Here is a 13,025-nt window from a genome sequence, read left to right as displayed (position 1 = left end):
CTGGACCCCGCACTGGACCTGCAGGTCATGACCATGCTGCGGCAGCTGGCCGACGCGGGCCGCGTCGTGCTGGTGGTCACGCACTCGCTGACCTACCTCGATCTCTGCGACCAGGTGCTGCTGATGGCGCCCGGTGGCAAGACGGCGTTCATGGGCCCGCCCGACCGGATCGGCGCGGCGATGGGCACCACCAACTGGGCCCAGATCTTCGCGAAGGTCGGCGCCGACCCGGACGAGGCCAACCGCCGCTTTCTCGCCCAGAACAAGCCGCCCCCGCCCAGCCACACGGAGGCGCCGGCCGACCTCGGCGTCCCGGCGCTGACCGGCATGGGCCGCCAGTTCTCCACGATCGCCCGGCGCCAGGTTCGGTTGGTCGTCGCCGACCGCGCGTACTTCGTGTTTCTGGCGCTGTTGCCGTTCATCATGGGGGCGCTGTCGCTGACCGTTCCCGGCCACACCGGTTTCGGCTACGCGGATCCGACGAGCGAGTCCGCCGGCGAAGCCGCGATGATATTGACCCTGCTGACCATCGCCGCGGCCTTCATGGGCACGGCGCTGACGATCCGCGACCTGATCGGCGAGCGCCCGATCTTCCGGCGAGAGCAGGCGGTCGGCCTATCGACCGGGGCATATCTGCTGGCCAAGATCGCCGTCTTCTGCGGATTCGCGATCGTCCAGTCTGCGATCGCCACCGCCATCGTGGTGCTGGGCAAGGGCCCGCCCGCGCGGCCGGCCGTGCTACTCGGGAACGCGACGTTCGAACTGTTCGTCGCGGTCGCCGCGACGTGTGTGGCCGCGGCAATGCTCGGCCTGCTGCTGTCGGCGCTGGCGCGCTCCAACGAACAGATCATGCCGCTGCTGGTGGTGTCGCTGATGGGACAGATGGTGCTCTCCGGCGGGATCGTGCCGGTGACCAACCGGGTCTTCCTCGATCAATTGTCCTGGTTGGTGCCCTCGCGCTGGAGCTACGCGGCGCAGGGCTCGACCGTCGACCTGTGGACGGTTTCACCCGGACCGCAGAGCCCCAGGGACCACCACTACCAGCACACACCGGCGGCGTGGCTGTTCGACATGGGCATGCTGGCCGTGCAGTCGGTGGTCTACGCCGTCCTGGTGCGCTGGCGGCTCCGACTCAAACGCTGAGGCCGGACGCGCTGATCAGCCGTCCAGGCCCCCGGCCAGCTGCAACCCGTGCGCCTGCGCGAACGCCACCGCCTGGCCGATGTCGACACGGGCGCCCGCCAGCGAAGCCGTCCGCCACAGCGCGGGGTCCACGGTCGCTCCCCGCAGATCGGCGTCGTCCAGTTTCGTGCCGGCGGTCCGCGCCCCGGACAGGTCGGCGCCGCGCAACACGGCCTTGCGCAGATCGGCCTCCACCAGGCTGGTCTCCCGGAGCCGGCAGCCGCTCAAGTCCACACCGCGAAGGTCGTTGCCGCCCAACACGGCAAGGGTGAAATCCACCTCGTCGAACGTGATCGGCCGCAGCCGGCACTGCACGAAGGTCGAGCCCAGCATGCTGCACTGGGCGAACGAGCTATGCCACAGCGACGTCCGCTCGAACGTGCAATTGCGGAACGCCGACGCGCGGTGCTGCGACTCGGCGAGGTTGACGCCGCTGAAGTTGCATCCGGTGAACACGGTCCGCTCGGTGTGCAGCCGGCTCAGATCCTCGTCAGCAAAGTCGCGGAAATCGACGCCGTCGAATTCGCGATCGAACCACTGCGGCAATGCGATTCAGCTCGCGGCCAGGCTCTGCAACGCGTACTCGCTGACCGCGATCAGCGCGTCGGTCGCCGACCGTCGGTCCCTGGCATCCACGGTGATCACCGGGATGTGCGTCGGCAGGGTCAGCGCCTCGCGCACTTCGGCGACCGGATAGCGGGGCGCGCCGTCGAACTCGTTGACCGCGACCAGGAACGGCAGGTTGCGGTGCTCGAAGAAGTCGACGGCGGCGAAGCTGTCCTGCAGGCGCCGGCAGTCGACCAGCACGATGGCGCCGATGGCGCCGCGGACCAGGTCGTCCCACATGAACCAGAACCGCCGCTGGCCCGGGGTGCCGAACAGGTAGAGCACCAGGTCTTCCTCGAGGGTGATCCGGCCGAAGTCCATCGCGACGGTGGTGGTCCGCTTGTCGGGGGTGGCCTCGAGCGCGTCGACGCCGGTCGAGGCGTCGGTGAGCATGGCCTCGGTGCGCAGCGGCATGATCTCCGAAACGGCCCCGACGAACGTCGTCTTGCCGGCGCCGAAGCCGCCCGCGATGACGATCTTCGTCGACGCGTGGCTCTCCCGATCGGAGTGCGCGTCAGAGTGCTTTAAGGCCACGCAGGGTCCTTCCAATCAAATCGTGGCGCTCATCCCGGGTCGAACGCTCGGACAACGTCCTATGCACCCGAAGGTAGCCCGACAACACCAGATCGCCCACCAGGACGCGCGCGACACCCAGCGGCAGATCCAGCCGGGCCGAGATTTCGGCGACCGACGGGCTGCTGACGCACAGTTGGATGATCTTGCCTCTCGCATCGTCGGGTGGCCACCGGTGGACGAGCCCGGCCTGCAGCGTCTGAATCGGCGCTTCCACCGGAAGGTCGACGTTGGTGTCGGTCCGGCCGGCGGTCAAGGTGTACGGACGGACCAGGTTCCCCTTACGCGGGGTCGCCCGGGGCTCGTCGCTGTCCATCGCGGCTCACGAGTGCGATACGGATCTGCGGGTGGACTGCACCACGCCGCCCACCCGCTCGACGAGGACGGCCATCTCGTAGCCGATCTGACCGATGTCGCACGACGTCGTCGCCAGCGTTGCCAGGTGCGAGCCGTCGCCGACCCGCATCAGCAACAGGTAGCCGTTCTGCATCTCGACCACCGACTGCAGCACCTGCCCGCCCTCGAACAGCTGCGCGGCGCCGGTCGCGAGGCTGGCCAGTCCGGAGGCCACCGCGGCCAGCTGATCGGCCCGTTCGCGCGGGAGGTGTTCACTGGCGGCGATGGGCAGCCCGTCGACGGAAACCAGCAACGCGTGCGCGACGCCGGGGACCTCGCGGGCGAACCCCGTCACCAGCCAGTCGAGCGAGTTGCCGGGTGATGTCATTCCTGATCAGATCCTTGGTTCGTGTCGCGGGCATGCGACCGTCCGGTGCGCACACCACCGAAATGGCTGCTGAACGAGGCGCGAACCGCATCGGGGTCGCGCGCCGTCGCCGCGTGCTGCGGCTCCCGCCCGGACCGCGATATGCCGTTGGTCCCGTTGTCGCCCGCGGCGTCCTCATCCTCCTCGGGGGGACCTCCGTTAGCGGTACCGGGCACCAGCCGGGCGCCCGGTTGGCGGACCGGCAGGCCGTGGTCGGTGGTGCGCGACTCGACGGGCTTGTCCTCGGCCGCGGCTGCCAGGCTCCAACCACGATCCCATACCGACTGCCAATTTAGATCGGGGCTGTTGACCAGGTCGTGCGGATCGCCCAGCATCTCCGACATCATGCGCCGGTAGATCACGTCGTCGTCGGCTGGAGCGGGCGTCACCTTCGGCGCGGCCGGGATCGACGCGCTCGGCGCGCTCTCGACCGGCCTCGCGGGCCGCTCGGCCGGGGCCTGCGGCCGGTGTCCGGCGTCCCGCGATCGCGCCGCGAAGAACGCCGACGTGTCCGAGGCCGCACGAGCCGGTTTCGGTGGCGCCGGTTGCGGCGGGGCCGGGGTTGCCTGCGACGCAGACTCTTTATCCCACCACGGGGTGGGGAGTTCGCGCCGTTGCCGCCGGGGCTGCTGCGCGGGCGGTTTTTCGGGGACTCCCGCGATGCCGCTGGAGCCCGGATTGCGCCTGGGCAACAACGTGATCGACGGTCCGGACGGGTTCTGGGCGGCCGGTTCGGGTCGGCCGGGGCGCTGGTCCGCTTCGTCCTCGGCGGCGACCGGCGCGGCGTTCGCGGCGGCGAGCTTGGCGCTGGGCGACGAGACCGCCCGCATCCGGGCGCCGCGCGGCTCGGCCGGTGCCATCGCGGCCATCCCTTCGAGCACCGTCGGCGGCAGGTAAATCTCCGCGGTGGTACCCGAGCCCGTCTCGTTGGCCGCCGGTCCGCGCAGTCCCACCCGGATGGCGTGCCGCGCGGCGATCCGGCCGACCACGAAAAGGCCCATGTGGCGGGCGTTGTCGGGGCTGGCGTCGCCGCCTGCCTGTAGCCGCATGTTGGCGATGCGGCGGTCGGCGTCGTTCATGCCCAGGCCTGCGTCGGCGATCCGCACCACCACTCCGCCGTCGCCGCCGGGTGATGCGGAGACCCGGACGGGCGTGGTCGGCGGCGAGTACCGCAGGGCGTTGTCGATCAGCTCGGCGAACAGGTGGATGCTGCCGCCCGCGGCCGCGCCGAGCAGCGAGCAGTCCGGCAGGCCGGCGACCTCCACGCGGCGGTAGTCCTCGACCTCGGACACCGCGGCGTTGATCACCGTCGTCAGCGCGACCGGGTCGCGCTGATCGCGCGCGAGCGGCGAGCCGGCCAGCACCAGCAGGTTGGCACTGTTACGGCGCAGCCGGGCCGCGAGGTGGTCCAGCCGGAACAGGCTGTCGAGGCGTTCGGGATCGTCTTCGTTGCGCTCCAGCCGGTCGATGAGTGCCAGCTGCTGGTCGACCAGCGAACGGTTGCGCCGCGACATGGTCTCGAACATGTCGTTGACCAGCAGCCGCAACCGCGCCTCGTCCCCGGCCAGCAGCAGGGCCTGGGTGTGCAGTTCGTCGACGGCGTGCGCGACCTGGCCGATCTCCTCGGTGGTGTACACGGGCAGTGGCGTCGGAATCGGTTCGGGCCCACCGGCTTTGACCCGGGCGATCTCGTCTTCGAGGTCGGTGTGGGCGACCTTGAGCGCGCCGTCGCGCAGGACGCGCAGCGGGCGCACCAGCTCCCGGGCCACCAGCAACACGACGATCAGCGCGATCACGATCGCGGCCAGCACCACGACGGTGTCGATGATCGCGGCGTTGCGCCGCTCATCGGCCTGCGCGTGCACCGACTTGGTCACCGACGCCGTGGCGTCGTTGATGACCTGTTCGGCGATGCCGTCGGTGGTCTGTATCGACTTCAGCAGGTCGGGATTGTCCACGAGCTGGCTGGCCGGATCGGACATGACCGCCATCCGGGTCACCATCTGCTGCTGCAACGTCTTGGCTTCGGGCGAACCGGCGCCCAGCACCTCGCTCATCCCGAACAGCGTCGACGGTTCGGTACCGGCCAAGGTGATCATCGAGGTGCGCAGTTGCGGCTCGGGCAGGTCCGCGCCGCGGGTCACCAGGATCTCCTGCATGGTCATCTGCCCGCGGGCCCCGACCGCGCGGCTCAGGCCCTGCGCCTCGGCCCGGATCTTCTCGTCGTCGACTTGCACCGACGCGTTGATGACGTCCTCGGCCGTCAACAGCAACGGCGCGTACGTGGTCACCCGCTCCCGCAACCCGATGCTGTTGTCCGCGACTTTGTCCAGCAGCGCCTGGCCGCCGTTGAGCAGGGTGTTCACCGCCGACCGGACGTCGGTCGTCACGTCGGTGTCGTCCAACCGCGCCACCAGCTCGCCCCTGCGGGCCTCGAAGTTCTTCTTCGCGCCTTCGACGTCGCGGTTGGTCGAGCTCGCCAGCAGCGCGACGTCGAGCGCGGACATGTATTTGGTGATCGCCGGCAGCACGTCGGCGCGAGCCGCCGCCAGCCGCAGACCGCTCGAGTTCGCCATCGCGCTGTTGATGCGCAGGCCACCGAAGACCGTCGCCAAGATCAGCGGGACCAGCACGATTGCCAGGACTTTCCACCGAACCGGCCAGTTGCTCGGCGACCAGCCCGGCGGGCGTTTCGCGGCCGCCTCGGTTCCACGTAGCGGGGCGGGCCCGACCGGTTCCGCCTCGGCCGCGTTGCCGGGGCGGGCGAACATGGTCACGTCGTCACGGCCGCGCGACCGGCCGCTGCGCTGACGCTTCGCGCTAAAAGAAACGTGAGGCTCATGAGACTTCCTGCTTTATTCCACCCGTGCCACGCCAGATGGGCGCGAGCGCGTGAACGTGGCAATCCGACGAGTATGACAGGCTGCGGCCCAGGTCACCAGAATCGTTACTGAGAGGACACCACCCCGCCCCGGCGGTCTCTTGCGCCGGCAACGACCCTGGCAAACACCGAAGGGCCAAAGTTCCGGTGGCACAGCGGCACTGGCGCCCTAAGCGGCGTCCGCCCGCCGAAGGACTGCGACGAGGAAGTCGGAGTTGTCGCTGAACGGCCGCAGGTCCCAGGTGGAGAGCAGCAGGTCGGGAGTGAGTCCGGCGGCCGTCACGTTGTCGAGGAACTCGGCGAAGCCGTAGTCGCGGCCCGCGCCGAAGCCGATCGCCGCCCGGCCGTCGGCCGCGAGGTGGGCCCGCAACCGGCCCAGCACCTGGACCCGGGTGCTCGGGGCCAAGAAGGCCATGACGTTGCCGGCGGACACGATCACGTCGAACGGTTCGCCGATGCCGCGCGCGGGCAGGTCGAGCTCGGCGAGGTCACCGACCAGCCAGCGCGGGCCGGGGTGATCCTGCTCGGCCGCTTCGATGAGCGCCGGATCGACGTCGACACCGACCACGTCGTGACCGGCCGCGGCGAGATACCCGCCTAACCGGCCGGGCCCGCAGCCGGCATCGAGGATGCGGGCGCCGCGGGGTGCCATCGCGTCCACGAAGCGGGCTTCGCCGGCCAGGTCGTCGCCGGCGCGGGCCATGGCACGGAACCGCTCGATATACCACTGCGAATGTCCGGCATCGGCAGCGACTTTCTGCATCCAGATGCTCTGCTCGACCATGCGACCATTATCGCGTTGTGTTCAAACTGATGTTCGTGTCGCCCCGGATCCCGCCCAACACGGGCAACGCGATCCGGACTGTGGCGGCCACCGGCGCTGAATTGCATCTGGTTGAGCCGATGGGCTTCGACCTGTCCGAGCCGAAGCTGCGCCGCGCCGGGCTGGACTACCACGATTTGGCGTCGGTCACGGTGCACCCGTCGCTAGCGGCCGCATGGGATGCGCTGATGCCGGCGCGGGTGATCGCGTTCACCTCGCACGCGGCGACGTCCTTCGCCGATGTCCGCTACCGGGTCGGCGACGTCTTGATGTTCGGGCCCGAACCCACCGGGCTGGATGCCGCGACGCTGGCCGACGCGCACATCACCGATCAGGTGCGCATCCCGATGCTGGCCGGTCGGCGCTCGCTGAACCTGTCCAATGCCGCGGCCATCGCCGTCTACGAGGCCTGGCGCCAGCACGGCTATCCCGGCGCGCGCTTGCGATGAGTAACGCGGCCCGCGCCGGTCAGCATTGACATGGCTACCTTCATCACGATCGGGTACGGCGACGCGACCGGCTACCACCGGGTGAGCGACGAGTGCCGGCAGGCCGCGCACGCGCACGACGACGCATTGCGCGCGGCGGGCGCACTCATTGGACGCGCGGAACAACCCGTGCAGGTGCGCAATCCTGAGGGCGCCGGCCTTCAGACCGAGGCGGGGCCCTTTCTGCAATCGGGACTGCCGATCGCCGGGTTCGCCGTCCTGGAGGCCGAGGATCTCGACGCGGCGATCGAATTGGTGAGCCAGACCCCGTGCGCGGTCGCGCATGGGGTCGTCGAGGTGTGGCCCCTGACCAAGTGACCTACCAGGTGTCCCAGTGAGTGAGCTGGGCGGCGGGCAGCCGCTTGGCCGGACGGAAGTCGGTGCCCTTGGTGTAGGCGATCGGGAACAGGCCGCCCTGGCTGAACCGTTCGTAGGGGATGCCCACGACGTCGGCCACCTTTTGCTCGCCGTCGCGAAGGAGGTGCAGTGTCGTCCAGCAGGTGCCCAGCCCGCGGGAACGCAGCGCCAGGCAGAAGCTCCAGACGGCCGGGAACAACGACGCCCAGAACGAGACACCGCCCAGCGGCATCTTGTCCTCGCGGCCTTCAATGCAGGGAATCATCAGCACCGGCGCCTCGTGCATGTGCTCGGCGAGGTAACTCGCTGAATCGCGAACCTTGCCCATCCGCTCCCCGCGGGTGTCCCCCTCGCCGTACTCGGGCGACGGCGCGGCGAGGTATCCGCGGGCGTTGGCCAGGTAGACCTCAGCGATCGCCTTCTTCTTGTCGGCGTCCTCCACGAACACCCATTGCCAGCCCTGCGAGTTGGAACCGGTGGGCGCCTGCAGGGCCAGATCGAGGCATTCCATGAGCACGTCGCGGCTGACCGGCTTGTCGAAATCGAGGCGTTTGCGGACCGAGCGGGTGGTGGTGAGGACTTCGTCGACGGACAGGTTGAGGGTCATACGTGGAGGCTACATTCGCTGCTATGAGCATCGAACTGACGCAAGAGGTTTCCAGCAGGCTCGAGACCGAGAACTTCGGGTGGCTTACCACCGTCGCCAAATCGGGACAGCCGGTGCCCCGGCTGGTCTGGTTCTACTTCGATGGCACCCGGCTGACGGTGTACTCGATGCCGCAGGCCGCCAAGGTCACCCACATCAAGGCGCACCCCCAGGTGAGCCTGAACCTGGATTCAGACGGTCGCGGCGGCGGCATCATCGTGATCGGTGGGACCGCGGCGGTAGATGCTACCGACGTGAACTGCAAGGACGACGCACCGTACTGGGCGAAGTACGGCGAGCTCGCCAAGGAATTGGAGTCGGCCGAGGGAATCTCGATGGACGCGTTCAGCACCCGGTTGGCGATCACCCCGACTAAAGTCTGGACCACGCCGGCCTAGCTCGCCGGCTCACCGGAAGTCGCGGGACTTCGAGCCGACGGCCAGGGTGATGCGGCCCAGCCGTTCGGCGACGACGGTGACCGCGCCGCTGGCGTTTTGAACCTGCCCGCGCACCAACAGCGCCGGGGCCGAGTTCGCCAGCTTGCGATGCCGTCCCCATACCTGTGGCGTGCACAGCACGTTGACCATGCCGGTCTCGTCCTCGAGGTTGATGAAGGTGACACCGCGGGCGGTGCCGGGCCGCTGCCGGTGGGTCACCGCGCCCGCGATCAGCACCCGGTCGCCGTCGGGCACCGAGAGCAGTTTGTCGGCGGGCACCACGCCCATCGCGTCCAGGTCGGCCCGCAGGAACTGGGTCGGATAGCTGTCCGGGGAGACGCCGGTCGCCCACACGTCGGCGGCGGCCAGCTCCAGCTCACTCATGCCCGGCAGCACCGGGATGTGCGACGACGAGCCCACGCCGGGCAGCCGGTCCGGCCGTTGCGTGGCGGCCGCCCCGGCGGCCCACAATCCCTCGCGCCGGGACATGCCGAAGCAAGCCAGCGCCCCGGCCGTCGCCAGCGCTTCGGTCTGCGGCACGGACAGCTGCAACCTGGTCGTCAGGTCCAGCAGAGAAGCGAACGGGCCGTTGGCTTTTCGGTCCTCGACAAGCTGTTCGGCGAGGTCTTCACCGATGTGCCGGACCGCACCCAGCCCCAGCCGGACCTCGGTGCCGGCGTTCTCGAGCGTCGCGTGCGCCAGACTGGCGTTGACGTCCGGGCCGTGCACCGCCACACCGTGCCTGCGCGCATCGGCCACCAGTGACTGCGGCGAATAAAACCCCATCGGCTGCGCACGCAGCAGCGCCGCACAGAACGCCGCCGGGTGGTGCAACTTGAACCACGACGAGTAGAACACCAGCGACGCGAAGGACAGCGCGTGGCTTTCGGGAAAGCCGAAATTGGCGAATGCCTCCAGCTTTTCGTAGGTGCGGTCGATCACCTCGTCGGAGGGACCGTGCAGCGCACGCATGCCGTCGTAGAACCGGTCGCGCAGCCGGCGCATCCGTTCGGTCGAGCGCTTGGACCCCATGGCCCGCCGCAGCTGATCGGCCTCGGCGGCCGAGAAGCCGGCGCAGTCGACCGCGAGCTGCATCAACTGCTCCTGGAAAAGCGGCACCCCCAACGTCTTTCGCAGCGCCGGCTCCATCGACGGGTGGTCGTAGACGACCGGGTCCAAGCCGTTGCGCCGCCGGATGTAGGGGTGCACCGATCCGCCCTGGATGGGGCCGGGGCGGATCAGCGCGACCTCGACCACCAGGTCGTAGAACACCCGGGGCTTGAGCCTGGGCAGGGTGGCCATCTGCGCGCGCGACTCCACCTGGAACACACCGACGGAGTCGGCGCGCTGCAGCATCTCGTACACCGCCGGTTCGGAAAGGTCCAGCCTGGCCAGGTCCACCTCGATCCCCTTGTGTTCGGCCACCAGGTCGATGGCGTAATGCAGCGCCGAGAGCATCCCCAGGCCGAGCAAGTCGAACTTCACCAAACCTATTGCCGCACAGTCGTCTTTGTCCCACTGCAGGACGCTGCGATTCTCCATGCGTGCCCATTCCACCGGGCACACGTCGGCGATCGGGCGGTCGCAGATCACCATGCCGCCGGAATGGATGCCGAGGTGCCGCGGCAGGTTCCGGATCTGGTTGGCCAGCTCGATCACCTGCGCCGGAACGCCTTCGACGTCGGGCGAGTCGGCCAGCCCGTTCCAGTGGTTGATCTGCTTGCTCCACGCATCCTGCTGACCCTGCGAGAAGCCCAGGGCGCGGGCCATGTCGCGCACAGCGATCTTGCCGCGGTAGGTGATGACGTTGGCGACCTGGGCGGCGTAGTCACGGCCGTATTTGTCGTAGACGTACTGGATGACCTTTTCACGCTGATCGGACTCGATGTCCATGTCGATGTCGGGCGGCCCGTCGCGGGCGGGCGACAGGAAGCGCTCGAACAACAGCTCGTTGGCCACCGGATCGACGGCGGTGACCCCGAGGGCGTAACAGACCGCGGAGTTGGCCGCCGACCCCCTGCCCTGACACAGGATGTTGTTCTGCCGGCAGAACCGGGCGATATCGTGCACCACCAGGAAGTAGCCCGGAAATGTCAGCTGCGCAATGACTTTCAGCTCGCGCTCGATCTGGGAGTACGCGCGTGGCGCGCTGTCCGCCGGCCCGTAGCGGTCGCGCGCGCCCGTCATCGTCAGCTGCCGCAGCCAGCTGTCCTCGGTGTGCCCCGCGGGCACGTCGAACGGCGGCAGCTGCGGCGCGATCAACGCCAGCCCGAATGCGCACTGCTCGCCGAGATCGGCGGCCGCGGTCACCACCTCGGGCCACTGCCCGAACAGCCGGGCCATCTCCTCGCCGGACCGCAGGTGCGAGCCACCAAGCGCGGCAAGCCATCCCGCGGCCGAGTCCAGGGACTGCCGGGCGCGGATGGCACCCATGGCCATGGCCAGCCGGCGGCGGGACGGATGGGCGAAATGCGCCCCGGTGGTGGCCACGACGCCGACCCCGAAGCGCGGCGCCAACCCGGCCAGCACCGCGTTGCGCTCGTCGTCGAGGGGGTCACCGTGCCCGGTCAGCTCGACACCGACCCTGGCGGCCCCGAACCGGTCGACCAGATCGGCCAGCGCCCGTTCCGCAGCTTCCGGCCCCCCGCTCGAAAGCGCTTGGCGCAGAGGTCCTTTCCGACATCCCGTCAAGATGTGCCAGTGCCCGCCCGCCGCCTCGGTCAGCGTGTCGTAGTCGTAGCGCGGCTTTCCTTTCTCGCCGCCGGCCAGGTGCGCGGCGGCCAGTTGGCGCGACAGCCGCCGATAGCCTTCCGGGCCGCGGGCCAGCACCAGCAGGTGCGGGCCGGGCGGATCCGGCTGCTCGGTGCGGGCGCCCGAGCCCAGCGACAGTTCGGAGCCGAAGACGGTGCGCATGTCGAGTTCGGCGGCCGCCTCGGCGAACCGCACCGCCCCGTACAGGCCGTCGTGGTCGGTGATCGCGAGCGCGCGCAGATCCAGCCGGGCGGCCTCCTCGACCATCTCCTCCGGCGTGCTCGCCCCGTCCAGGAAGCTGAACGCCGAATGCGCATGCAGCTCGGCATAGGCGATCGACGAGCGGGACGTCCGGCCGTCGTCGGGCGGCCGGTAGGTGGGGCGCTTGTGCGACAGCGGGCTGTCTTCGGCGGGCCCGGCCGCAGCCGGCACGCCGGCGTGGCGCGGTTTGCTGTCGAGCACCCGCTCCATCTCCGCCCAACTCGGCGGCCCGTTAAACCAGCCCACGTTCCCCAGTGTATCGAAAGTATGTTCGATTTAACCACGCGCCAGGACAACGGTTGTTAAACGGATCTTCAACTCCTAAACACGGTTTTAACGCTGCGAGGCTTACCGCCCCGAGGCGCTTCGCAGATACTGGTACAAGAGCAAAAATTGACGGCGGCGGGGTTGAGCATGGCGCAGACACTGGATACGGCTTTCCTGAAAGCCCAGGACCCGGACCAGCAGGCGAGCCTTGCGATCGGCGCGGTCGCGATCGTCAACGGCGCCATGCCCGACTACAACCGCCTCAAAAAGCTTGTCGCCGAACGGGTTACGTCGATACCCCGGTGCACGCAGGTGTTGCGGGCGCATCCGGTGGACCAGGAATGGGTCGACTGTGGGGAACTCGACCTGGCCCATCACGTGCGACACATGGCGATCCTGCGCCCGGGTGATGAGACGGAGCTGTCGAGGGCCGTCGCGCTGGCCCTCGAGAATCCGCTCGACCCGGAGCGGCCGCCCTGGGAGTGCTGGGTCATCGAGGGCTTGACGGGCAACCGGTGGGCGATCTTGATGAAAACCCATCACGGCCTGCTCGACGGTAATTCGGCCGCGCATCTGCTCTCCAGGCTGTGCGACGACGCCGACGGCGACGCATTCGCCAACCACGCTGAAAGCAAACAGGTTTCGCCCCGCTCGCGAAGAAGCAGGGGTGGGTGGACGCGCTGTGGCGCGTTTCGTCCGTCGCCAATGCCGTCACGAACACGCTCGTCGGGGCGGTCGTGCCCGCTCTGCGAGCGCCGTCGGGCGACGCGGCCGCCACGTCGCGGCGCTACAGCACGGTGCGGGTCCCGATCGTCGACGTCGACAACGTCTGCCGCAAGTTCGGAGTCACCGCCAACGACGTCGCGCTGGCCGCCATCACCGAGGGTTTCCGGACGGTCCTGCTCGGCCGCGGCGAAGAGCCGCGGGCCGATTCCCTGCGCACCCTGGCGCCGATGCCGGTCCGTTCCGCCATGCTGTCGTACCTGCCCG

General features: G+C 69.2%; 12 protein-coding genes and 1 pseudogene. 5 read left to right on the top strand and 8 right to left on the bottom strand.

Translation table 11 applies throughout. The features are described from left to right. A partial coding sequence (locus JOZ00_RS02885; protein WP_293339353.1) for an ABC transporter permease occupies positions 1 to 1,143 on the top strand: 1,143 nt, incomplete at its 5' end. Positions 1,144 to 1,158: 15 nt separating this feature from the next. Here the strand turns inward: JOZ00_RS02885 and JOZ00_RS02880 are convergent. From JOZ00_RS02880 to JOZ00_RS02855, 6 genes are all read right to left on the bottom strand, one after another. Continuing rightward, positions 1,159 to 1,728 carry a pentapeptide repeat-containing protein gene (locus JOZ00_RS02880; RefSeq protein WP_293339350.1) on the bottom strand — a complete coding sequence of 190 codons (570 nt, stop codon included), beginning with the start codon at positions 1,726 to 1,728 and terminating at the stop codon, positions 1,159 to 1,161. 6 nt (positions 1,729 to 1,734) lie between these two features. Next, positions 1,735 to 2,322: an ATP/GTP-binding protein gene (locus tag JOZ00_RS02875; RefSeq protein ID WP_293339348.1), complete on the bottom strand. Its 588-nt coding sequence runs from the start codon at positions 2,320 to 2,322 to the stop codon at positions 1,735 to 1,737. Continuing rightward, complete coding sequence (locus tag JOZ00_RS02870; RefSeq protein ID WP_293339345.1) at positions 2,303 to 2,677, bottom strand: DUF742 domain-containing protein; 375 nt, start codon at positions 2,675 to 2,677, stop codon at positions 2,303 to 2,305. The genes JOZ00_RS02875 and JOZ00_RS02870 overlap by 20 nt, the downstream gene beginning before the upstream one ends. Positions 2,678 to 2,683: 6 nt before the next feature. Further along, complete coding sequence (locus JOZ00_RS02865) at positions 2,684 to 3,085, bottom strand: serine protease inhibitor (RefSeq protein WP_293339342.1); 402 nt, start codon at positions 3,083 to 3,085, stop codon at positions 2,684 to 2,686. Beyond that, positions 3,082 to 5,895 (bottom strand): ATP-binding protein, encoded by a 2,814-nt coding sequence (locus tag JOZ00_RS02860; protein WP_293339356.1) that lies wholly within the window; start codon positions 5,893 to 5,895, stop codon positions 3,082 to 3,084. The genes JOZ00_RS02865 and JOZ00_RS02860 overlap by 4 nt, the downstream gene beginning before the upstream one ends. A 279-nt stretch (positions 5,896 to 6,174) precedes the next feature. Next, a complete protein-coding gene (locus JOZ00_RS02855; protein ID WP_293339339.1) occupies positions 6,175 to 6,789 on the bottom strand; it encodes a class I SAM-dependent methyltransferase in 615 nt (204 codons plus the stop codon). Between the two features lie 17 nt (positions 6,790 to 6,806). Here JOZ00_RS02855 and JOZ00_RS02850 point away from each other — a divergent pair, with 17 nt between their 5' ends. Both JOZ00_RS02850 and JOZ00_RS02845 read left to right on the top strand, forming a co-directional pair. After that, a complete protein-coding gene (locus tag JOZ00_RS02850; RefSeq protein ID WP_293339336.1) occupies positions 6,807 to 7,277 on the top strand; it encodes a tRNA (cytidine(34)-2'-O)-methyltransferase in 471 nt (156 codons plus the stop codon). Positions 7,278 to 7,307: 30 nt separating this feature from the next. Continuing rightward, the gene (locus tag JOZ00_RS02845; RefSeq protein WP_293339333.1) at positions 7,308 to 7,634 is read left to right on the top strand and encodes a YciI family protein; all 327 of its coding nucleotides are present in this window, start codon (positions 7,308 to 7,310) and stop codon (positions 7,632 to 7,634) included. Position 7,635: 1 nt separating this feature from the next. Here JOZ00_RS02845 and JOZ00_RS02840 read toward each other — a convergent pair whose 3' ends face one another. Further along, a complete protein-coding gene (locus tag JOZ00_RS02840) occupies positions 7,636 to 8,280 on the bottom strand; it encodes a nitroreductase family protein (protein WP_293339330.1) in 645 nt (214 codons plus the stop codon). A 23-nt stretch (positions 8,281 to 8,303) separates the two neighbouring features. Here JOZ00_RS02840 and JOZ00_RS02835 point away from each other — a divergent pair, with 23 nt between their 5' ends. Beyond that, complete coding sequence (locus tag JOZ00_RS02835) at positions 8,304 to 8,717, top strand: TIGR03667 family PPOX class F420-dependent oxidoreductase (protein ID WP_293339327.1); 414 nt, start codon at positions 8,304 to 8,306, stop codon at positions 8,715 to 8,717. Between the two features lie 9 nt (positions 8,718 to 8,726). Here JOZ00_RS02835 and JOZ00_RS02830 read toward each other — a convergent pair whose 3' ends face one another. Next, positions 8,727 to 12,014 (bottom strand): error-prone DNA polymerase, encoded by a 3,288-nt coding sequence (locus JOZ00_RS02830; protein WP_293339324.1) that lies wholly within the window; start codon positions 12,012 to 12,014, stop codon positions 8,727 to 8,729. A gap of 168 nt (positions 12,015 to 12,182) precedes the next feature. Here JOZ00_RS02830 and JOZ00_RS27645 point away from each other — a divergent pair. Beyond that, positions 12,183 to 13,025, top strand: a pseudogene (locus JOZ00_RS27645) (wax ester/triacylglycerol synthase domain-containing protein); the annotation flags it as partial.

It is taken from the genome of Mycobacterium sp. (assembly GCF_019243155.1).
Classification (GTDB): Bacteria; Actinomycetota; Actinomycetes; order Mycobacteriales; family Mycobacteriaceae; genus Mycobacterium.
This window is presented reverse-complemented; position numbering and strand designations above follow the sequence as displayed.